Genomic DNA, 23,447 nt, shown 5'->3' on the forward strand with positions numbered 1-23,447 from the left:
AAAGATAAACAAAATACCAAAGTAAGTGCCGAAAGAATTTTATTTTCTTTTATGCAAATTCTTAAGTTCAAAGGAAAGCATGACACGGAATAGTCCGATAATGAGGAAAGTGAAAGAAATCATATAGACCGCGTAGAGTGCACCTATGGCCGGTTGCCACAATATCAATAAGGAACATATAATGGCAAGGATACCGAAAGCCATGTACCAGCCCCAGTCGCGAGTACCATAACGTTTCAGGTCGATCGAGTAACCGGTGGAGGAGAAGCCGCGGAACATGAGCCAAAAGGCTATGATAAACGGAATGACTTCCATGCTGACCATGGGATAGGCAATCAGGTAGATGCCGAGAATAACGTCGATGATTCCTCCCACGATATACCAGCCCCAGCTTGGCACACCTTTTCGATTGCTGACTGCAAAGAGGATTTCCAAGATACCGCTTATCAACATGGATATGCTGAATACGATACTTAGAGCTACATAGCTGCTTAAAGGTGCAAACATCAGCCAGAGGGCTACAATAATATACACGATTCCCAAGAGAAGAGAAGCCCACCAATTTTTTACTGAGTGTTGAATCTCATTGAATACTGTTTCCATACGTTTTTATATTTAAAATTGAATACTAGAGTAATTTCGTTGTGGAATAACAATTTGAATTTAGAAAAGGTTTTCCGTGAACATATTTCGAGGAATAGTTGTTTTCTATATAAAGTAAATTTAAAAAAAAATATGCATTATGGCAACAACAAATTTCAAAGGACAACCGGTGAAACTGATCGGTGAATTTATACAAGTGGGTAAAGTAGCTCCCGATTTTGAGCTGGTAAAAACAGATTTATCTTCTTTCTCTCTGAAAGACTTGAATGGTAAAAATGTGATTTTGAATATTTTCCCAAGTTTGGACACAAGTGTATGCGCAACGTCGGTACGCAAATTTAATAAGATGGCTGCCGGATTGAAAGATACGGTTGTATTGGCTATTTCTAAAGATCTTCCTTTTGCTCACGGTCGTTTCTGCACGACGGAAGGTATTGAGAATGTAATTCCATTGTCAGACTTCCGTTTTTCGGATTTTGATGAAAGCTACGGTGTGCGTATGGCGGACGGGCCATTGGCCGGACTTTTGGCACGTGCAGTGGTGGTGATTGGCAAAAATGGAAAGGTAGCTTATACTGAACTTGTTCCGGAAATCACGCAAGAACCTGATTATGATAAGGCGCTGGCTGCTGTGAAATGATTTTTTAATTTGGAATTATAAGATTTTGACCTAATGAGAACTGGTAGACAGGTCTGGCAGGACACCAGACCTCCATTCTTGTTAGGTTGTGTTTTTTTATACACTAAACCTTATTGACATGAACAAAATAGGAATTTTATTCTTTGCCCTGTCAACTATGGGCATTGGAACCCTTTCGGCTCAAACTGCCGATAGTACTCAAACTTCTCCCTGGACTAAAGAAGGATTTGCCGGACTGAAACTGACACAAGTTAGTCTGACCAACTGGGCTGCCGGAGGTGATAACTCTGTGGCCTTTGACTTGCAAGGTACATATCAGATTAATTACAAGAAAGAAAAACATTTATGGACCAATCGTCTGGAATTGGCATACGGACTTAATAAGACTGGGGAAGATGGTACGAGAAAAGCAAATGATAAGATTTATCTGAATACGAATTACGGTTATTCCATTGCCAAAAATTGGTATGCCAGTGCATTTGCGACATTCCAAACTCAATTCTCTCCGGGGTATGACTATTCGATCAACAAAGATGTTTCAATCTCCGAATTTATGGCTCCCGGTTATTTGACTACCGGTTTGGGATTTACTTATGATCCGGGCAAGATATTTACAGTTGTACTATCTCCTGCTTCTTGGCGTGGCACCTTCGTACTAAACGACCGTCTCTCTGATGAGGGGGCTTATGGAGTAGATCCCGGTAAACATCTGCTATCAGCTTTTGGTGCAAACCTGAAGGGGGAGGTCAAATATGAATTTCTAAAGAATATGACCGTATATTCTCGTCTTGACTTATATTCCGACTATCTGCATAAACCTCTGAATATAGATGTGAATTGGGAAGTACAAGTAAATATGATTATCAATAAATGGTTCTCAACCACTCTGACTACCAATCTGATGTATGATGATGATGTGAAAATAGCTCAGAAAGACGGTACAAAAGGATCACGTGTACAATTCAAAGAGATATTGGGCGTGGGAGTGCAGTTTAATTTCTAATTCAAGTATAAATATAAAGCGTAACTACCTGACTGGTAGATGCGCTTTATATTTTATATCTACTACTTATTTCTTCTTTTTTTTCAGTCCTTTGTAAGCGATGAATCCGACAACCAGTATGACAACAGCTATAATGACATAACCGATTTCGTGACTATATTTGGTTGCCATTACATAAACGTCATTGGTTGTTTTAAGGTCTGTAAACCGATAAATCAGATATCCGAGCACGGCCAATACCGTATTCCATATTCCGGCGCCTAGCGTTGTATAAAGTAGGAAAGGGCCTAACTTCATGCCGGCCAATCCGGCAGGAATACTGATAAGCTGACGTACAGCAGGGATGAGACGTCCGAAGAAAGTGGAGGCCGCACCGTGTTTTCTGAAATATTCTTCGGCATGGTGCACTTTTTCTTCATCGATAAGACACATATGCCCCAAACGGCTGTTAGCAAATTTGTAAACAATGGGACGCCCTAACCAACGGGCCAGGTAATAATTGACTAATGCACCGATGTCTGCTCCCACAGTTGCGAATACAATGACTAGAAAGATGTTCATACTGTCGTCTGCCATGGCTTTCCATGCGGCAGGTGGCACTACGGCCTCAGAGGGAAAGGGAATAAAAGAGCTCTCGATAGCCATAAAGATTGTGACTACCCAATAGTTCAAGTTTTCTAATACCCATTTGAGAAGTTCTGCTACTGATTCCATTTTTTAAGGGATGAATGATTTAATTTGATTTATTGTTTTCTTTTTCTTCTTTAAGACGTTTCATAATTTCTTTTAAGATCGGTTCATCCTCTTTTCTATGGTCCGGACCGTTCAACAACTGCTGAATGGTTTCTTCTCTGAATGGACGTTCGCAATCTTTATTGTATTTGAGGAAACCGTCCAGGTCATCGGTCATGATACTGATAACACTCAATCTTTCCGGCAGGTCTTCATATTTCGGATTGATTTTGTAGGCTTTCTCATAATTTTCTTTGGCCTCGTACATATAATTGTGTTCCGAATAAGCAGTACCGATCATGTACCACATTTCCGGACCGGTACTGGTTTTTGCAGCTTTTTTAAATGCTTGGGTTGCTTTTTTCTCTATATCTTCCTCTAGGTATACTTTCCCTTCCGTCAGGAAAATAAGGCCTTCGTCCGGATTGATTTCTTTTGCTTTCTTGCATAGCTGGTGAGCTTCCTTATATCTTCCCATTTTGGCAACGGCATTTGCTTTAGTGGTATAAGTATCTATCAGTAGAATCGAACCGCTGTCTCCGTTTTCCTCAAAAATCCGGATAACCTGGTTACAACATTCTTCTGTTTTTTCCCAATCTTCTTTGGTAGCATAGGACATCCCCATGAACATATACCCCAATTCGGGGGGGATGGCTTTGTATTCAATGGCTTTTTCGTAATTCTCGATAGCGCTGTCGGGGTTGTTGAGGTAGAAGAAACTGTGTGCTTTGTAAGCGTAAGCTTCTCCGTATTTATCATCGGCAGCCAGTGCGAAATCACAGGTTTCGATAGTTTTGTTTATATCCTCGCTCATAAAATAGCATTTTGCCAGTCCCATCCAGTAAGAAGGGTTATAAGGAGCGATGTCAATCAACTTGTCAAAGCACTCGATAGCTTCTTTCATGTGTTGCGTTGCTCCCAGATAGTCGGCCTGAAGTACGATAAAGTCTTCTTCTTCGCCATATTGGTCTTGTCCCTTTTCTATCCATTCTTTCGCGGCTTCCGGATATCCCATATCCATATAAAGATAAACGATCTCGATGATTGAGGCCAGATCGTCGGTGTCCTCGATTGTATTTATCAGTTGTTGTGCTTCTTCCAGTTTACCTTCATTCAGTAACAGTTCTGCTTTCAGCATTTTTACCTCGGAGTCATACGTTTCTGTGATACTGTTTGCCACTTCTTTGGCTTTACTTAGTTTTTGAGTATCCAGATAAAGAAAGGCTTGTTCTATCAGTAAGCCAGTGTTGCCGGGGTGCAGTTGAAGTCCGTAATTAATGACTTCCTGTGCATCGTTGAATTTGCGTTCGGTGGCATACCAATCGGCAATATCAGCGAGCTGGTCGCCATCCAGGTATAGTTGTCGTTTTTCTGCTTTGGCGGCTTCGTATCTTTGGATGATTTCAGTCAGTTCTTTTTTTGCACTTGGTGAATTTTTTCTCCCCATTTTATTTTTTTCTTTTTAATTGCTGACATGGGGCTGCTACAAAAGTTCTTGTTCATTTCCTTTTGACACAGCCCCATGTTATAAAGTAAAGCCTGACGGCTTAGTTATTTATTGATCTTACCCCACGTGTCTTTTAAGCCCACTGTACGGTTGAATATCAGTTTTTCCGGAGTTGAATCTTTGTCAATGTTGAAGTAACCGATTCGTTGGAACTGCAAATAGGAGAGTGGAGGCAGGGTTGCTGCAAACTTCTCTATGTAGCAGTTCGGAAGAACTTTCAGTGAATCGGGGTTGATAATATCTTTCATTGCTTCCAATGCATCACAGTTTTTGGCCTCGCGGATAGCAGCCAGTTCGTCGCGCGGGTTTTCTACTTTCCACAGACGGTCGTACAGACGTACTTCCGCTTGCATACAGTGGTTGCAGCTTACCCAGTGAAGTGTTCCTTTCACCTTACGGTTGGCATCCGGCATACCGCTACGGGTATTTGCATCGTATTCACAATAAACTTCGGTGATGATACCGTTCTCGTCTTTTTTACATCCTGTACATTTTACGATATAGGCATTTTTGAGACGCACTTCCTGTCCCGGTGTCATACGGAAATATTTCTTGGGAGCATCTTCCATAAAGTCTTCACGTTCCATCCACAGTTCACGGCTAAATTCGATCAGGTGACTTCCTGCTTCCGGATCTTCCGGATTGTTGATAGCTTCCAGTTCCTCGACCTGTCCTTCCGGGTAGTTGGTAATGATAAGTTTCACCGGATTGATAACGGCGGACACACGGATAGCACGGCTGTTCAGGTCGTCTCTTACAGAACTTTCGAGCAAAGCGATGTCATTCAGCGCGTCGTAAGTGGTATATCCGATTTTATCAATAAATTTGTGGATAGATTCGGGAGAATAACCGCGACGGCGGAAACCGCAGATTGTCGGCATACGAGGATCATCCCAGCCGTTTACCAGGCCTTCTTTCACCAGTGTCAGCAAGTTACGCTTACTCATCAGTGTATAGCTAAGATTCAATTTATTGAATTCCGTTTGACGGGGACGATGGTCGTTCAGGTCTTTCCCTTCTTTCAACCAGTCGATAAAGAGATCGTAAAGCGGGCGGTGCACAACGAACTCGAGCGTACACAGGGAATGGGTAACTCCTTCGAAGAAGTCACTTTGTCCGTGGGCGAAGTCGTACATCGGATAGGCTTTCCATGTGGTGCCTGTGCGGTGGTGCGGGTGTTTTACCACACGATAGATGATCGGATCGCGGAAGTGCATATTGGGATTAGCCATGTCAATCTTTGCACGGAGCACCATAGCGCCTTCTTCGATCTCACCGCTATTCATCTTTTTGAAAAGTTCGAGGCTTTCTTCGATAGGACGATTCCGGTACGGACTTTCCACACCCGGTTGGGTAGGAGTTCCTTTTTGCTGTGCAATCTGTTCGGAAGTCTGCTCATCGATATATGCTTTTCCTTCTTGTATAAGGCGGATAGCGAAGTCCCATAATTGCTGGAAGTAGTCGGAAGCATAATACTCATTTCCCCATTGGTAACCTAACCATTGGATATCTTCCTTGATAGCTTCTACGTATTCCACATCTTCCTTGGTAGGGTTTGTGTCGTCGAAACGAAGGTTACATACACCTCCATGTGCTTCTGCAATGCCAAAATCAAGGCAAATAGCTTTGGCATGACCGATGTGAAGGTATCCGTTAGGCTCGGGCGGGAAGCGCGTCTGCACTTTTCCTCCATTTTTACCTTCTTTCAAATCTTTCTCTACTGCTTGCTCAATAAAGTTCAAGCTTTTCTTTTCACCTGCTTCTTCGTTTTTTATATCTGTCATAACGGTAAGTGTGTTAGCTCTATTTAAGAGCTGCAAAAGTAACAATAAAAAGTGGAAATGAGAAAAACGGAGCCATAGAATTAAAAAAAATCCAGAATAATGGAGTAGGTTTTTTTATCCATTCCGTCTTTATTATAAAACGAACTCTAATTTATGCAGAAAAAAGACACTATACAAGATAAAGATAATGAACGTGATCCGTTGATTTCCTATTTCCGGACTTTGGAGAAAGAAGTACCCGAAGCGGATATAGAAAAACGCTGGAATGCTTTAATGCAAAATGTAAATCGCGAGCCTGTTTCCAAACGACACAGGTATTTGCGAATATATATGTTAGCGGCAGGGGTGGCTGCTTTATTTGCAGGTATCGCCTGGGGAACAAAAATATATATGGATCATCATTCACATTCCATAGATACTGCTATTGCATTATTGGAACAATGTACGACTGATACGGTGCAACAGGTGCTTCTTATCACTCATGCACAGCAACGGATAGAAGTGGATAAAGGCGCCCGTATCAGTTATTCGCAGGAAGGAGAGGCTTCGGTCAATGAGCAGCAAGTGGAAAGTAAACCGCAAAAGACGGAGTATAACCAATTGATTGTTCCTAAAGGGAAAACATCGCGGTTGGTACTGGCTGACGGGACTTCGCTGTATGTAAACGCTGGTACTAAGGTCGTATATCCTAGTGTGTTTGAGGGTAAATCCCGTGAAATCTATGTAGACGGCGAGATTTTCATTGATGTAAAGAAGGATACTGAAAAACCATTTATAGTGAAAACTTCCGGTTTTGATATCCGTGTGACGGGAACTGCTTTCAATGTCGATGCTTACAAAGCAATGCGTGAGGCAGAAGTGGTTTTGGTGCGTGGCTCTATCATAGTGAAAGATCATGCAAATAAGGAGACCGCCGTAAAACCGAACGAGTTGTTGAAATTATCCGAAGGGGTGGCTAATGTCAAACGTTCTGTTAATGCGGAAGAATATACGGCATGGACGAAAGGACACTTTCCTTTGGAAGGGCGTGATATGAGTACTATATTGCAACGACTTTCCCTCTATTATGGTTGTGAAATTACTTGTGATCCGTCTATCGAAAATTTCCCTTTACAAGGAACGATTGATTTAAGTGTGCCACTGCAAAAGGTTCTTGAAAGAATTTCAAAAATACACCCTATCGGTATCCGTGCAACTGCTAATGGATATTATTTGTTTATTAACCGAAATACTAATCTTTAAAAACACACGATGCCTATGAAAAAGAAAAAGTAACACTTCACTCAACTTCTGGTAGAAGATATAGTCAAAGACTGCTCTACCTTTAATCTTTTAATTTATTTTATTAATCCCTCGTGGTATTTTTCATTCAAATAAAAAAAGCCCGGATAACCTCACATTATCCGAGCCTGGATGAATGACATTTTATGCCATGAGCATCTAAACTATTATGCAAAAATATGGATTATTTTAGAAGAAAACAAATTTCGGCAATGTTATTGTTCTTTGCATTGCTTCTTCCGATTTCCATGGTTGCCATGGAACAAAACAATGGAGTATTTTCATTCAAATTACAGGATGTTACTGTGAAAGATATATTCAAGTATATCGAGAAAAACAGTGAATATATCTTTTTATATTCTACGGATAAAAACTTATTGAAAAAAATCAATGTGGATGTCAATAAGAAAGATATTACTCAAGTTTTGGATGAAATATTAAAGAACACAACACTAATCTATGATATAGACGGGAAGCAGATAATTATACGAGAGAAAAACGCTTCCGAAAAATCGCAGCAAAAGACAACGCAAAAGAAAAAAACAATTCGTGGAATCGTTTCCGATGATAGCACACAGGAACCTATTATCGGAGCTACTATAAGGGTGAACGGAAGTATGACAGGAACTACCTCGAATATAGAAGGTGACTTTGTTTTGGAATGTGCTGTGGGAGATACCTTGACTGTTTCCTTTGTTGGTTATCAGGATCGGTCGGTTTTGGTAAAGAGTGGTAATATTTATGCTATTGCTTTAAAAGAGTCTGCAGCAGAACTGGGAGAGGTAGTCGTTACTGCATTTGGTGTAGGGCAGAAGAAAGAATCGCTTGTGGGATCTATTCAGCAGATCAAGCCGCAGGAACTTAAAGTACCTTCTTCGAGTTTGAGTACTGCTTTTGCAGGACGTATGGCCGGTGTGATAGCGGTGCAACGCAGTGGTGAACCGGGAGCTGATGGCGCTAACTTTTGGATCCGTGGTAAATCGACCTTCAATGGTAACACTTCTGCTTTGATTATCATGGATGGGGTTGAAATTAGTTCAACGGAATTGAATGCGTTGGATCCTGAGGTTATTGAAAGTTTTTCTATTCTGAAAGATGCTACTGCTACGGCGTTGTATGGTACACGTGGTGCCAATGGAGTGATGATTGTTGCGACTAAAAACGGTAAGAATCTGGATAAGCCTATTATTAATTTTCGGTTGGAAGGAGCTATATCTACAATGACGCGTGTGCCCAATATGGTTGACGGTCCCACGTATATGAAAATGTTTAATGAAGCGGTATCGCGTCCGGGATGCGATGTAAGCCCTTATTCACAGGAAAAAATTGACGGTACTATTGCAGGATTGAATCCTTATATTTATCCTAATGTAGATTGGTTTGATGAAATATTTAATAAGAGTGCTTTTTCTGAACGTGCCAATTTTAATATACGTGGAGGTAGTTCGAAAATGGATTACTTTATGAGTGCCAGTTTCAAGCATAGTAACGGACATTTAAAGTCATTAAGCAAGGACTATTTTTCATATAATAATAATGTGCGTAATTATAATTACGACTTTATAAACAATTTGAATATTAGTGCGACCAGAACTACTAAAATATCTTTAGGGTTGAATCTTTCTGTTGCCGATAAGAAATCTCCTTTAATGGATGTGAATGATATTTTCCAACTTTCTATGGAAGCAAATCCGGTAGATTTTCCAGTACGTTTTCCTGCAAATATGTCAGACCGTGATTTTGTTTTATGGGGAGACAAACCTGGTGGCATTCATGGACAAGGATGGTATAGAAATCCGGTGGCGGAATACGTGACAGGATACAAAACAAATTTGCGTACTACTATTACTGCTAATTTCAAATTGGCACAAGAATTAGATATGATTACTAAGGGTTTGAAATTTACAGGATTATTTTCATTTAAAAATTATAGTAGTTCATCTACAGAACGTAGTGCTAGCTATAACCATTACTATATGTCTTCTTATGGTCCTTCATCCATGGAATATAAAATAACCCGTATTGGTGACGAACAAAGTACCGCATTGACAAATGACGGTAGTCGGAACGGGGATAGGAAAATGTATTTTCAGGCTATCTTGGACTATAATCGTATTTTTAAAGAAGTACACGATTTGAATATTATGTTCCTTTATAATCAGGAACAATATGATATTAATGGTCCTACTACACTTTTTTCATCTTTGCCGCAACGGAAGCAAGGAGTAGCTGGACGTGTATCTTATTCTTATGATGGCCGTTATTATATTGAGGGAAATTTTGGTTATAACGGTTCGGAGAATTTCGCTAAAGGACATCGATTTGGCTTTTTCCCTTCAATAGCTGTTGGTTATAACATCTCAAATGAAAAATTCTGGCAGCCAATAAAACCGGTCATTTCAAATCTGAAAATCAGAGGTTCGTGGGGATTGGTTGGCAATGATGCTACGAATGCAGGGCGCTTTGCTTATATGGAAGATCTTGTATTGGGTGGTAGCGATTCCTATACGACGGGTATTAGGCAAGATACGTATTATTCCGGTCCGTCATGGAATAGATATTTTAACCCTGATTTAACTTGGGAAGTTGGTGAAAAAATTAATTTGGGGCTTGATTTACAGTTATTCAATGACTTTAATCTGACATTTGATATATTTAGAGAAAAGCGCCGTGATATTTTTATGACCCGTGAAAATTCCATTCCGGAAATTGTTGGTACAGGTGAAACTAAAATTACTTCCAACAATGGAGAAATGGAGAACAAAGGATTAGATTTAGCTATAGACTACAATAAACAAATCACGAAAGATTTTTTCCTTTCTTTCAAAAGTACATTGACTTTTGCTCGTAACAAGGTCTTGAAAATGGATGAGCCTCCGTATTTTGAATATCCGGGATTGTCCGACGTAGGGCATCCATTGGGTACTTACTGGGGATATGTAGCTGATGGACTTTTCCCCGACCAAGAAACTATTGACAATTCTCCGCGCCAAGATTTAGGTTATACACCACAGCCGGGTGATATTAAATATGTAAATCAGCCTAATGCAAAAGGAGAATATGATAATGTAATTAATAGTAATGATCGTGTGGCTATTGGTCATCCTTATGATCCGGAGCTTGTATATGGTTTCGGCCCTTCTATGAAGTGGAAAAACTGGGACTTTTCTTTCTTTTTCCAAGGAGTGGCTCGTACCTCTTTCATGATGTATGGTATGCATCCCTTTGGCACAACGAGTATTAAAAATATGTTACAATTTGTGGCTGATGATCATTGGAGTGTTGATAATCCTAATCCAAATGCAGCGTATCCACGCTTGACTAAAGATAGTAATGGTAATAACGATCAGTATTCTACTTATTGGTTAAGGAATGCAGCTTTCTTGAAATTAAAAAATGCGGAGATAGGTTATACTTATAAAGGTATGCGCTTTTATTTAAGTGGGGTCAACTTACTGACATTTTCTCCTTTCAAGCATTGGGATCCTGAAATGGGAGGTGGTAATGGTCTTTATTATCCTACCCAGAGAGTGTTCAATATTGGTTTTCAAATGACCATACAGTAATCAAACGATACAAAATTATAAAACTATGAAACTTAAATATTTGTTCTGTGGACTTTTTTTGCTAGGCTTGTCAGCTTGTAACTATTTGGATATTGTACCAGATGAAGTTGTGAAAGAAGAAGATTCTTACGAAACTCCGGATTTGGTACGGAATTACCTTTATTCATGTTATTCTTTTCTTCCTACCAACAGAGCGATTAGTGATAATGCTTATTGGATGATGTGTGGGGCGGAAACTTCTTTTTATCGTAAAGAAATGTTTTCTACTTTTAATGAAGGTACATACGGGCCTTCCAGTCTGCACATGACTTCTGATACATGGTCTCCTATCTGGGAAGGTATCCGGCAGTGCTATATGTTTCTGGATATCCTGGATAAGGCAAAAAATCTGGTTCCTACAGATAAGCAACATTATCGTGGCGAAGCTAATTTTTTGATAGCTTATTATCATTTTCTGTCCTTGCGTTCTTACGGTCCTACATGTATTATTGATAAACTTTATGACCCAAAGTTGGATGTTGAAGAATTTCCTGAACGTAGTAGTTATGATGAGGTGGTAGAGTTCATAAATCGCAAGCTTGATGAAGCTTTTCCTGATTTGGCTACCACATATTCCGGAAAAGATTTTGGGCGAGCTACACAAGTAGCTGTCTATGCATTGAAATCCCGGCTTTATTTATATGCGGCTTCACCGTTATTTAATGGTAACAGTGAGATGTATGCCGATTTTAAAAGTAAGAAAGACGGACGCCATTTGATTGCACAGGAATACTCGGAAGACAAATGGAGAAAAAGTGCGGAAATCTCTTTGCAGGCTATTACAGAACTGGAAAAACTGAATTTCCGGCTTTATGATGATAATGATGCAGGTACTCCTGACGATAATCGTCCGGGATTATCTAATCCGGCACAACGTAGAATACGTTATTCTGTGATTGATTTTTCAAATCCAAGTCCGGAAGTCATTTGGGCTGATACCCGGAAAGAAGGATACTATGATATTCAGAATCGGTCTATTCCTCGCCAATATATTGACATTGTGTATGATGGTTCAGGCGGTATAGCGCCTACATTGCAAATGGTGGAATCGTTTTATACAAAGAATGGATTGCCAATGGATAAAGATAAGACATATGATTATGACGGGAGGTTTAATATTGTTGAGCTACCGGTGAATTATGACGGAAACAATTACTCGAATGTTAGTAATGGTACTTCTATAAAAATGCATCTTGACAGAGAGCCGCGTTTTTATGCAAACATAGGTTTTCATCATGGTTTCTATGAAATCACGCAGTATGACGGCGAGATAACGAGTGATGATCCTGCCAAGCGGGTCATTGTGGAGGAATTACGCAATAATGACCGTCATGGTAAGCGAAATCAAGACCTTTATTATTCTGTTACCGGATATCATAACAAAAAACTGGTGCATCCTTCGTATGAAGATGGCGTGGTGCACTATCCGCTACCTCTTTTCCGTATGGCTGAAATGTATTTGAATTATGCAGAAGCCTTGGTGGAGATTGGAGAATTGGATAAAGCTAAAGATTATATCGATAAAGTGCGTGTACGTGCGGGCATTCCCAAAGTAGACGAGGCCTGGGATAATTTTTCTACTAACCCCGGTTACCAAGACACAAAAGAAGGATTGAGGGAGATTGTCAGACAGGAACGTTCTCTTGAATTTTATCTTGAAGGTCAGAAGTTCTTTGATATTCGTCGGTGGAAAATTGCAGAGAAATATTTGGGGATACCCGATTTAGGTTTGAATGTGGCTGCCAATGATGATGCAGGATTCTTCCAGGTAAGAGAGATTCCTTTGATCCGTAATTTCCATAAAGGACAGTACTTAATGCCTATTCCGATGAAGGAAACTAATAAAATGCCACAATTAGTGCAGAATCCATATTATAATTGATTCTCTCTCTCTTAACTTTTTTATTTAGTGGCCGGGTCGACCGCAGTTATTCTTTGGTCTTCCCGGCCCTACTTTTTATAATAAGTATTATGAAGACATTGTTATATACTATTTTTTTTAGTTTGTTTGGAATACATTTATTGGCACAATCCAACAAGGCTGTCTGTTTGGACGGTAAAGACAATAATCTGCGTATAGGTATGGATACCTTATGCCGCCATTGGACATTGGAAGCATGGATTAAACCTGATAATAATGAATGGAAGTCGCAGGAAGTGATTATTGGCGGTGGAGAATACAGTGAACTCAATTCGTTGGACTATCTGCCGTTGGTGATAGATCATGGACGATTGTGCAATGTAGCTACAGGATTGGTTGGGGAAGAAATTCCTAAAGGAAAGTGGACGCATGTAGCAGCAGTCTGTAATGGACGTTGTACCTTGTTATATATTAATGGCCGGGAAGTCGCTCGTAAAGATACTGCCACTGTCATTTTACCCGGAGCAATCGGAATCAATGAATCATCAGAGAGCGCTTTTGGTGGTTGCATTGATGAAGTGCGCATTTGGAAAACAGGATTGACGGAAAAGGAATTGAATGAATGGATGTATCGTCCGGTCACAGCACGGCACAGTCAGTTTGATTGTTTGAAAGGTTATTATAATTTTGATGATTTATCGGAGGATATCTCTATCAATAGAGCTGCGGAGGGACGGTTGTCATTTCATTTGCGTAACGGCCGTCTGGAGCAATATAAGTCTGCCCCTTTAGCTTATGCGGTTGAAAATGATAACCCTTTATTTCGTGCGGAATATGGAGAACAAGAATTGTTCAAGGTAGTGGCTTTGCCTGCCGAATGGGATGTTGACCGGGGAAAACGAGACTTTCAACTGTTAAAACTACGTATAGAGACTCAAGGTGAACAGTCGCCTAAAGCGGTAAAAGAACTGGTGCTTGATTTTGGAAATTGTACTTCGTTGAAAGATATCGAACGGATCCATATTTATAATACCGGGTCGAAACCTCGTTCGAATGTACGGATTGAATTGGTAAAAGGCGGATTGGTCCCGAAATCCGGAAAGATAAAGATACGTCTTTCGGAAAACGAATTCACGCGGTTGAAACATGGTACCAACTATCTATTAGTTACGGTCGATGTCAATGCTGAGGCTGTATTGGGTAATTGCTTGGGAGTAAACGTTCAGTCTGTAAAAATAGGCCGTCGTTCTATTACTCCCATATTATCCGATGATTGTCTCCCGGTAATGATTACATCTGATAGCCGGAATAATAAGAAATATCTGAAAGTACTCCAATGGAATATCTGGCACGGAGGTAAACATTTGGGCAAAGATGGGCGCGAACGTATTATCGATCTGATTAAGCAGTCCGGTGCTGATGTTGTTACTATGCAAGAAGGATACGGTTCGCAAGAAATGATAGCAAAAGCTATCGGATTTAATTTGCAGACTCCTTCTCCAGGGGATAATTTGTGTTTGTTTAGCCGTTATCCTATACAGAAAATTAAGACGAAGAATACTTTTTATTCAAATCCTGCTATAATCACGCTCCCTTCCGGGAAAAAGGTGTATGTGAATGCTTGCTGGTTGCGTTATGCCTACCGGCCGGAATATACTTGTTATTATGCTAATTATGGAATGGACACTCATAGGTGGGCTGCGGAGGATAGTATATTAGCTTTGGTCGATATGAAACGTCTGTTGGAGAATGACTTGATTCCTTATGTGGATTCTTCTATGCCGGTCATTATCGGTGGGGACTTTAATTCGTGCAGCCATTTGGATTGGACGCATAAGGCGGCTCCTATTCATTTCGGATATATAGCTGAGGAACTGCCCGTGTCACGTTATATGCTTGATAAAGGTTTTAGGGATACTTTCAGAGAGATAAACCCGGATGAACTGGAGCGGGGAGAAGGAACGTATGCGGTCATTTTCGGACAGTCGCAGACTTCTCGTGTTGATTTTATTTATAGTAAAGGTAATGGAATAAAAACTGTTGCTTCGAAGATTGTACGTACAATGCCTGAGATAGATGACGTATGGCCTGGAGACCATGCTGCTGTATTAACAGTGTTCGAACTTGAATAGAAAGGAGGAAATTGTGAAAATATATAATATCATAAGATTAGCTGGATTCATTGGAGTTTGGTTGTTTCTATTGCAATCTTGTAAAGATGAGGAACAATTAAATTCAAAATTTGAAATTGAGGGAACTGCTTTGCAACAGAGCTTGGACGGGAATGCTTCTACCGTTGTCGTTCAGGTAAAGACTACGCTTCCTATGTCGGATTGGCAGGTGGAAAGTGATGCGGACTGGCTTAAAGTTTATAAAGAGGCTGATCCGGAAAAAGGACAGGTTATAGTGATGAAGGCAGAGTCTAATAATACTCGTGATAATAGAACTGCTACGATATCCGTAACATCTGCTATTCATGATTATATGATTACGGTGTTACAGTTTTCTACCTTCGAGGTGCCTGAAGATATCCAGGTAAAGGTTATTGGAGGCAAAGATTCGGAACATCAAAATGGTCGTGGAATTGAATGTTCTTTTGACGGAAAGTTTACTCCTGAAGCTGATGGCTATCATTCTTTATTTGGAAAATCAGCAAATTTTCCAGTGTCGCTCGAATATTATTTTGAACCGGATACAGAGATTGATTATGTGATTTATCATACCCGTGCCGGCAATGGTAATTTTGGTCGGGTGGAAGTTTATACGGCCACTGATATCGGACATACTGATTGGGTGAAATATGGGGAATACGATTTTCGTGGACAAGATATGGCGTCACGGGTTTTGTTTGACGAGACAAAGCGTGTTAGCGGCATTAAATTTATGGTATATTCAGGATATAATAACTTTGTGAGTTGTGATGAAATGGAGTTTTTCCGATATAATAAAGAAAGCTCGGTGAATGACCAATTACTTAAAGTCTTCACAGATCTTTCATGTACTGCCTTGAACGAAGGTGTCACAGAAGATGTTATCAATGAATTGCCGGGATACTTTGCCCGTTTGGCTTTAGCTCTGTATAATGATACATACGATACACATGAGAAAGAGTTCCGAATCAGAAAGTATGCCCCGTACAGTGATGTTGTCGAATGGGCAGACAAATTGATGACTAAAAAATATGGCAATCTTGATAATCCTACCGGTATATCGGTGGAGAAAGATGAAGAAATCATCGTATTGGTCGGAGATACATACGGACAGCAACTCTCTTTGCAAGTGATAGGAGAGACTTATACGAATGATGAAGAAGATAGAGGTTGGATAGTCAACTCAAGTGGTTCTATTTATTTTCTATCTCCGGGTATAAACAAATTGACGATGAAAGAATCCGGGCAATTATTTGTGATGTATACAGCTATGCTCAATGATGACAGGGCTAAACCTGTAAACATTCATATTCCTTCAGGTAGTGGAAAAGTGACCGGCTTTTTTGATTTGAAAGATCATAAGACGGATCAGAAATATGCACAGTTGTTGGCTGCGGCAAACCATAAGTATTTTTGTGTTCGTGGTAATAAGATCATGTTTTATTTCCATACTGAAAAATTACGGAGTTTTGTTCCCGATAGAATACTTTCCGCCATTAACTTGTGGGATGATATTGTTGGCTGGGAACAGGAATTAATGGGGATTGAAGATGTATGGCCTTCACAAATGAATAATCATATTTTTGCTATTTCACCGGAATATGGGTATATGTGGGCGTCGGATTATCGTGTGGCTTTTGTTTATACTTATCTTGATAATATCTTATTGAGGGATAATGTAATGGCAGATAAAGATAATGCCTGGGGACCTGCACATGAGATCGGACACATTCATCAGAAAGCGATAAACTGGCCTGGTTGTACTGAATCTTCCAATAATTTATTTTCTAATTATGTGCTTTATAAATTAGGCAAATATTGTTCTCGTGGTAGTGAACTTTTTCATTTGGCTGATGCGCGTTTTGTAGAAGGACAGGCTTGGTTCGACATGGGAAACCCACATCACATGAATGAAGATACCGAAATCCATATGCGTATGTATTGGCAACTGTGGAATTATTATCATCGGTGTGGTTATAATGAAAAATTTTGGCAAACGCTTTTCCAATTATTACGGGCAGATCGTATTGATGAGAATAACCCGGGAGCTGCTCAATTGAAGTTAGCGGTAAAGGCTTCACAGGCTGCTCATGAGGATTTGAGTGACTTTTTTGAATTGTGGGGATTCTTTATACCGGGAAAGGGTGTCATCGAACAATATGGAACTTATGATTATCTTGTAACAGAGGAAATGATTCGGAAAGCAAAGGCAGAGATGTCTATCTATCCCAAACCGAAACACGCGTTTCAATATATTGAAGACCGTAAAGCCGGAGATATTGGTTTGGATAGTGAGCCTTCGGATGTCGGGTATTATACACAGTTTAAAGGTAGTGTAAAACCGGTCAGCAGTGAAGTATATTGCACGGTTAACGGTCGTAGATATTCAGTGAAGAATGGAGAGAATGCTGTGGCTTTCGAGTTACGTCGTGGGGCAGCGGACGGTGACCTGCTTTATTTTTTTAATATGTATGGGTATGATATACCTGGTGGAATTGATCTGGCTGATGCTAAGCTTTATGCAGTCCAGGCCGATGGGAGGCGTGTAGAAATACCTGTTCGTTAATATACTCGTCAGATATTAATGTTTTAGAAAAACCTTCATTTTCGGATATTTACAAAATAAATCCGTCGATGAAGGTTTCTCTATTTTTCGGATATCTGCCCGAACTGTATGCGTAGCTTGCGGATAGATTTGGCAAGGGAGTTCATAGATGATTGCGGATTGATATCCAACACTTCGCTAATCTCTTTATGAGTTAATCCCTTTATGTAAAATAAATAAAGAATTTGTTTCTGTTGATTGGGCAAAGAATTGATTGTCTGCAATAAGGTTTGATATTTTTGCAGTTCCTCATCATTTTTAGAAAAGAATGTCTTGAATACTTCATCATTATCAGGAATTAAGAATTCCATATCATCGATGCTGACTATATCTTTTTGGGCTGCGTAATAATCGTAGATTATATTACGCATAGCACGGAGTAGGTATATCTTTATATTAGAAATGTTATCGATATTTTCACGTTTACAAAGTTTAGTGAATATTTCTTGGATAAAGTCCTGAACCAACTCAGAATCGTTGGTTAGTTTTAATCCATAGTTATACAACAAATTATAGTACTTCTTATAAGAAAGTTCTAGTATGTATAGTAGTTTATCTTTTTTTCCATGAAAAACCTTTGCTGCAAGGTCTTTTTCCTCAAATTCCATATTTAAAGCTCTGGTGATAATTATATTTATCGGCTATATTATGAAAAAAAAAGGAATAAAACCTCAAAAATAGAAAAAAAGTTTAGACTATCTGCCAATTGTTTTCTAATTCAGGTTTTTAACACATCTTCTGATAGATACGGATGTGATTACTTAACCGGAATATAGCCGCTCTTTTTTATAATCTCCTGTCCTTCGGGTGAAAGAATAAACTGAATCAAGGGGGTGACTGCCTCTTTGTTTTTTACATTGTAATAGTAATAAAGAGGGCGCACGATCGGATATGTTTTGTTGGTGGCATTTTCTACCGAAGGCGTAGCATAATGGCTTCCGTCATAGGATACGGAGAGAGTCTTGATACGTGGAGATACATAGGCCAGACCGACATATCCGATGGCTCCTTTTGTCTGGCTGACAGACTGGATAATGGCACCGGTGGCAGGCATGGAAAGGCTGCTCGACATATAATTTTTGTTTTTCAATACGCTTTCCTTGAAAAATTCGTAAGTTCCGGAAGATGTTTCACGGGAGTACACTACTATTTTGCGGTCGTCTCCGCCCACTTGTTTCCAGTTGGTGATCTTTCCACGGAAAATGTCTTCCAATTGCTGGCGGGTAAGTTGTTTCACAGGATTGGAAGGATGTACCACTACGGCAAGAGCATCATAGGCTACAATGATTTCGTCTACATCCTGTCCGGCTTCCTTGATTTTCATCTTTTCGCTGAACTTGATTGGACGGGAGGCCATGGCGATGTCCGTTGTGTTATCCATTAAAGCGGAGATACCTACACCGGTTCCTCCGCCAGTCACTGTGACACGGGCGTCAGGGTGCTGGTTCATAAACCGTTCTGCTGTCTGCTGGGCGACAGGCAATACAGTGTCGCTGCCTTTGATACGTTGTGCATTGACACTAAGAGAGAGTAGGGAAAAGGCGATTAATAAGTTTCTTCTCACTTTCATAAATTATTCTTTTTATTGCTGGTGCAAATAAAACAATTGGATATTACATTCTTGTTTCATGTAGGGTGGAAATAGATGTTGTAATACAAATGTAATATGATTGAAACATTTCCTTCAAACGTTAGTCACATCCCCTTAATAAGGAGATGCTTTCTTTGCATCAGAATTCAAATAGGTATGAAAAAGTTTTTTGAAAAGATTATAGAAGGTGTCCTGACTTGTAGCGGTTTCGTAACGAGTATTACAATTCTGCTTATCGTTCTTTTCCTGTTTACTGAAGCTTTCGGGCTATTCAAAAGTAAAGTGATTGAAGAAGGATATGTGTTGGCGCTGAATAAGAGTAATAAGGTAAGCGTGCTGACTCCGGCGCAGATAAAGAATGTTTTCGATGAGGAGATAACGAACTGGAAAGAACTCGGCGGGAAAGACCTGCCTATCCGGGTTTTCCGTCTGGAGGATATAACACAGTATTATACCGAAGAAGAACTCGGCCCCGCTTATGAATATGCAGGTGAGAAGATAACGGAACTAGTGGAAAAGATGCCGGGTATTGTGGCATTTGTTCCGCAGAAGTTTATCGTTCATCCTGACTCGGTGCATCTTATAGAGGATAACACGATCTCGGTAAAGGATGTTTTTGCAGGTGCCGAATGGTTTCCGACGGCAACTCCGGCAGCACAGTTCGGATTTCTGCCTTTGATTGCCGGTACGTTGTGGGTAAGCTTGTTTGCTATTCTTTTTGCATTACCGTTCGGACTTTCGGTTTCTATTTATATGTCCGAAGTGGCAAATCCGAAGGTACGGAGCTGGCTGAAACCTATTATTGAATTATTGAGTGGTATTCCTTCCGTTGTATACGGCTTTTTCGGATTGATCGTTATTGTTCCGTTGATTCAGAAACTGTTTGATCTTCCGGTGGGCGAGAGTGGATTGGCAGGAAGTGTCGTGCTGGCTATTATGGCATTGCCTACCATAATTACGGTGACGGAGGATGCGATGAGAAACTGTCCGCGTGCTATGCGGGAGGCGAGTCTGGCATTAGGAGCTTCGCAATGGCAGACTATATATAAGGTAGTGATTCCTTATTCTATTTCGGGGATTACTTCCGGAGTAGTGCTTGGCATCGGACGGGCTATCGGTGAAACAATGGCGGTGTTAATGGTGACGGGTAATGCTGCCGTAATTCCGACTACTATTCTCGAACCGTTGCGTACCATTCCGGCTACCATTGCGGCGGAATTGGGAGAAGCTCCTGCCGGTGGTCCGCATTATCAGGCCTTGTTTATGTTGGGCGTCGTGCTGTTCTTCATCACACTAATTATTAACTTTAGCGTGGAATACATTTCTTCTAAAGGATTAAAACGTAGTAAATAAAATGGAAATTTGTAGTAATAATAAGGCTAAACATCGTTCGCAGAAGCTGGCTTTCGGAATTTTCCGCTTGTTGAGTCTTTGTATTGTGCTGATACTCTTTGCAATTCTCGGGTTTATTATATATAAAGGCAGTGGTGCTATCAGTTGGGAGTTTATCACTTCAGCACCTACGGACGGTATGAGGGGTGGAGGTATCTGGCCGGCTATCGTAGGTACTTTTTATCTAATGGTAGGTAGTGCGTTGTTTGCTTTCCCGGTAGGTGTGATGAGTGGCATCTACATGAATGAGTATGCGCCGAAAGGAAAATTGGTACGCTTTATCCGGGTAATGACGAATAACCTGAGTGGTATTCCCTCTATTGTGTTCGGTTTGTTTGGTATGGCATTGTTTGTCAATTATATGGGCTTTGGTGACAGTATCCTAGCGGGTTCTTTGACGTTAGGCTTACTTTGTGTACCTTTGGTGATACGTACTACGGAAGAAGCGTTGAAGGCTATTCCGGATAGTATGCGTGAAGGTAGTCGGGCATTGGGAGCAACAAAGTTGCAAACGATCTGGCATGTAATTCTGCCTATGGGAATGCCGAACATTATCACCGGGCTGATTCTGGCTTTAGGGCGTGTTTCGGGTGAAACGGCTCCTATTCTGTTTACTTGCGCCGCTTACTTCCTGCCGCAGTTGCCGACCGGTATTCTTGACCAGTGTATGGCGTTGCCTTATCACTTGTATGTGATTTCGACCAGTGGAACAGATATGGAGGCGCAGTTGCCGTTAGCTTATGGCACTGCATTGGTCCTGATTGTGATTATCCTACTGGTGAATCTGCTGGCTAATGCTTTGAGGAAATATTTTGAAAAAAGAGTAAAGACGAATTAAATAATATATGGATACAGTAAAAATAGATGCGCGTGATGTGAATTTCTGGTATGGTGATTTCCATGCTTTGAAAGGAATCAGTATGCAGATTGAGGAAAAATCGGTTGTTGCGTTTATCGGGCCTTCCGGTTGTGGAAAGTCTACCTTTCTCCGGCTTTTCAACCGGATGAATGATTTGATTCCCGCTACCCGCTTGGAGGGGGAGATTCGTATTGACGGACAGAATATATATGCGAAAGGAGTGGAAGTGGACGAACTTCGTAAGAATGTGGGAATGGTGTTCCAGCGTCCTAATCCTTTTCCGAAAAGTATCTTCGAGAATGTGGCTTATGGACTTCGTGTGAATGGAGTGAAGGATAATGCATTCATTCGTCAACGGGTGGAAGAAACGCTGAAAGGAGCTGCGCTTTGGGATGAAGTGAAAGATAAACTGAAAGAATCGGCCTATGCTTTGTCCGGCGGGCAGCAGCAGCGTCTTTGTATCGCTCGTGCAATGGCGGTATCTCCTTCAGTGTTGTTGATGGATGAGCCTGCTTCTGCACTCGACCCTATTTCTACGGCTAAAGTGGAAGAATTGATTCACGAATTAAAGAAGGACTATACGATTGTGATTGTAACGCATAATATGCAGCAGGCAGCTCGTGTAAGTGATAAGACCGCGTTCTTTTATATGGGTGAAATGGTGGAATTTGACAATACGAAGAAGATTTTCACGAATCCGGAGAAAGAGGCTACGCAGAATTATATTACAGGACGTTTCGGATAGTTTGTACCGGAATGGCGGGGATAAATAGGAATATTAACACTTATATATAATAGACTATGGTAAAGTTTATAGAATCGGAACTCATTCTATTGAAGAAGGAAATTGACGAGATGTGGACGTTGGTGTATAATCAGCTTGACCGTGCCGGGGAGGCTGTTTTGACACTCGACAAGGAGTTGGCGCAACAGGTAATGGTCCGTGAACGCCGGGTGAATGCCTTCGAACTAAAAATAGACAGTGATGTGGAAGATATTATCGCACTATACAATCCGGTAGCAATCGACCTTCGTTTTGTATTGGCTATGCTGAAGATTAATACGAATCTGGAACGCTTGGGAGACTTTGCGGAAGGGATTGCCCGTTTCGTGATACGTTGCAAAGAACCGGTGCTTGACGCTGAGTTAATGACGCGTCTGCGTTTGGGTGAGATGCATGCTGAGGTACTTTCAATGTTGGAACTGGCAAAACGTGCCTTGCATGAGGAGAGTATTGAAATGGCAACTACCGTATTCGGCAAAGATAATCTGCTGGACGAAATCAACGCACAGGCAACGGGAATCCTTGCCGATTATATCATTGAACATCCTGAAACAGTACATACGTGTGTGGATTTGGTGAGCGTTTTCCGTAAATTGGAACGTTCCGGCGACCACATTAATAATATCGCCGAAGAGATTGTTTTCTTCATTGACGCCAAGGTATTAAAGCATAGCGGAAAGATAGACGAGAACTATCCGAATAGATAATTTTTTGCAGTTTTTTAAACAGAAATTAGGGCTCCTTAAAATTTTATCCTATATTTGTCTCCTATAACGGGTAAGTTACAGGCGTTTTTGCGTCAAATGATAATAAATCCAAAGAATTTTCAAAAAGATGTTATATGACATGTTTTATAATTTGGAGAGTATCAGTAAAAGCGACTATATTTGCACCGTTATCCTGAAAACAATCTTTTTACCTTAAAAAAAACTAATACCTATTGAAAACTGAAAAAGGAGGTGTGTCAAAATGCGCACCTTCTTTTTTTTAAGCACAAAGCCCCGACTTTCACAAGCTGGGGCTTTGTTATTACCTAAAGATTTTGTATCT

General features: G+C 40.5%; 17 protein-coding genes. 11 read left to right on the forward strand and 6 right to left on the reverse strand.

Going from position 1 to position 23,447, the window contains the following annotated elements; translation table 11 throughout:
• Positions 1-39: 39 nt before the first annotated feature.
• Positions 40-603 carry an HdeD family acid-resistance protein gene (locus BHV72_RS12815; protein WP_005678172.1) on the reverse strand — a complete coding sequence of 188 codons (564 nt, stop codon included), beginning with the start codon at positions 601-603 and terminating at the stop codon, positions 40-42.
• Positions 604-742: 139 nt separating this feature from the next.
• Here BHV72_RS12815 and tpx point away from each other — a divergent pair, with 139 nt between their 5' ends.
• On the forward strand, positions 743-1,243 hold the full coding sequence (gene tpx, locus BHV72_RS12820; RefSeq protein WP_005678174.1) for a thiol peroxidase: 501 nt from the start codon (positions 743-745) through the stop codon (positions 1,241-1,243).
• Between the two features lie 118 nt (positions 1,244-1,361).
• Positions 1,362-2,246 (forward strand): DUF3078 domain-containing protein, encoded by an 885-nt coding sequence (locus tag BHV72_RS12825; RefSeq protein ID WP_055173627.1) that lies wholly within the window; start codon positions 1,362-1,364, stop codon positions 2,244-2,246.
• 66 nt (positions 2,247-2,312) lie between these two features.
• Here BHV72_RS12825 and BHV72_RS12830 read toward each other — a convergent pair whose 3' ends face one another.
• From BHV72_RS12830 to BHV72_RS12840, 3 genes are all read right to left on the reverse strand, one after another.
• Positions 2,313-2,960 (reverse strand): DedA family protein, encoded by a 648-nt coding sequence (locus BHV72_RS12830; RefSeq protein WP_005678176.1) that lies wholly within the window; start codon positions 2,958-2,960, stop codon positions 2,313-2,315.
• Positions 2,961-2,979: 19 nt separating this feature from the next.
• On the reverse strand, positions 2,980-4,425 hold the full coding sequence (locus BHV72_RS12835; protein WP_022041490.1) for a tetratricopeptide repeat protein: 1,446 nt from the start codon (positions 4,423-4,425) through the stop codon (positions 2,980-2,982).
• 104 nt (positions 4,426-4,529) lie between these two features.
• Positions 4,530-6,269 carry a glutamine--tRNA ligase/YqeY domain fusion protein gene (locus tag BHV72_RS12840; protein WP_005678178.1) on the reverse strand — a complete coding sequence of 580 codons (1,740 nt, stop codon included), beginning with the start codon at positions 6,267-6,269 and terminating at the stop codon, positions 4,530-4,532.
• Between the two features lie 153 nt (positions 6,270-6,422).
• Between BHV72_RS12840 and BHV72_RS12845 the strand changes: the two genes are divergently transcribed.
• From BHV72_RS12845 to BHV72_RS12865, 5 genes are all read left to right on the forward strand, one after another.
• Positions 6,423-7,511 carry a FecR family protein gene (locus BHV72_RS12845; protein ID WP_122134574.1) on the forward strand — a complete coding sequence of 363 codons (1,089 nt, stop codon included), beginning with the start codon at positions 6,423-6,425 and terminating at the stop codon, positions 7,509-7,511.
• A 218-nt stretch (positions 7,512-7,729) separates the two neighbouring features.
• On the forward strand, positions 7,730-11,116 hold the full coding sequence (locus BHV72_RS12850) for a TonB-dependent receptor (protein ID WP_502691115.1): 3,387 nt from the start codon (positions 7,730-7,732) through the stop codon (positions 11,114-11,116).
• A gap of 25 nt (positions 11,117-11,141) precedes the next feature.
• Positions 11,142-13,037, forward strand: a complete 1,896-nt coding sequence (locus BHV72_RS12855) for a RagB/SusD family nutrient uptake outer membrane protein (protein WP_286856122.1) — start codon at positions 11,142-11,144, stop codon at positions 13,035-13,037.
• Between the two features lie 89 nt (positions 13,038-13,126).
• The gene (locus tag BHV72_RS12860) at positions 13,127-15,148 is read left to right on the forward strand and encodes a LamG-like jellyroll fold domain-containing protein (protein WP_286856123.1); all 2,022 of its coding nucleotides are present in this window, start codon (positions 13,127-13,129) and stop codon (positions 15,146-15,148) included.
• A gap of 13 nt (positions 15,149-15,161) precedes the next feature.
• A complete protein-coding gene (locus tag BHV72_RS12865) occupies positions 15,162-17,732 on the forward strand; it encodes a M60 family metallopeptidase (protein ID WP_286856124.1) in 2,571 nt (856 codons plus the stop codon).
• 80 nt (positions 17,733-17,812) lie between these two features.
• Here BHV72_RS12865 and BHV72_RS12870 read toward each other — a convergent pair whose 3' ends face one another.
• On the reverse strand, positions 17,813-18,379 hold the full coding sequence (locus BHV72_RS12870; protein WP_286856125.1) for an RNA polymerase sigma factor: 567 nt from the start codon (positions 18,377-18,379) through the stop codon (positions 17,813-17,815).
• Positions 18,380-18,528: 149 nt separating this feature from the next.
• Positions 18,529-19,341, reverse strand: coding sequence for a PstS family phosphate ABC transporter substrate-binding protein (locus tag BHV72_RS12875; protein ID WP_005678186.1), 813 nt, complete (start codon positions 19,339-19,341; stop codon positions 18,529-18,531).
• Positions 19,342-19,518: 177 nt separating this feature from the next.
• Here BHV72_RS12875 and pstC point away from each other — a divergent pair, with 177 nt between their 5' ends.
• Genes pstC through phoU form a run of 4 tightly spaced genes read left to right on the forward strand, consistent with a single transcriptional unit; the run spans position 19,519 to position 23,104 of the window.
• Positions 19,519-20,715, forward strand: a complete 1,197-nt coding sequence (gene pstC, locus BHV72_RS12880; RefSeq protein ID WP_122134564.1) for a phosphate ABC transporter permease subunit PstC — start codon at positions 19,519-19,521, stop codon at positions 20,713-20,715.
• A 1-nt stretch (position 20,716) separates the two neighbouring features.
• Entirely contained in the window at positions 20,717-21,592 is an 876-nt protein-coding gene (pstA, locus tag BHV72_RS12885; RefSeq protein WP_005681296.1) for a phosphate ABC transporter permease PstA, read from the forward strand.
• 7 nt (positions 21,593-21,599) lie between these two features.
• On the forward strand, positions 21,600-22,358 hold the full coding sequence (gene pstB, locus BHV72_RS12890) for a phosphate ABC transporter ATP-binding protein PstB (protein WP_005681294.1): 759 nt from the start codon (positions 21,600-21,602) through the stop codon (positions 22,356-22,358).
• Between the two features lie 56 nt (positions 22,359-22,414).
• Positions 22,415-23,104, forward strand: coding sequence for a phosphate signaling complex protein PhoU (phoU, locus tag BHV72_RS12895; protein ID WP_005678190.1), 690 nt, complete (start codon positions 22,415-22,417; stop codon positions 23,102-23,104).
• Positions 23,105-23,447 lie beyond the last annotated feature (343 nt).

The organism is Bacteroides sp. 43_46 (assembly GCF_001915455.1).
Classification (GTDB): Bacteria; Bacteroidota; Bacteroidia; order Bacteroidales; family Bacteroidaceae; genus Bacteroides; species Bacteroides caccae.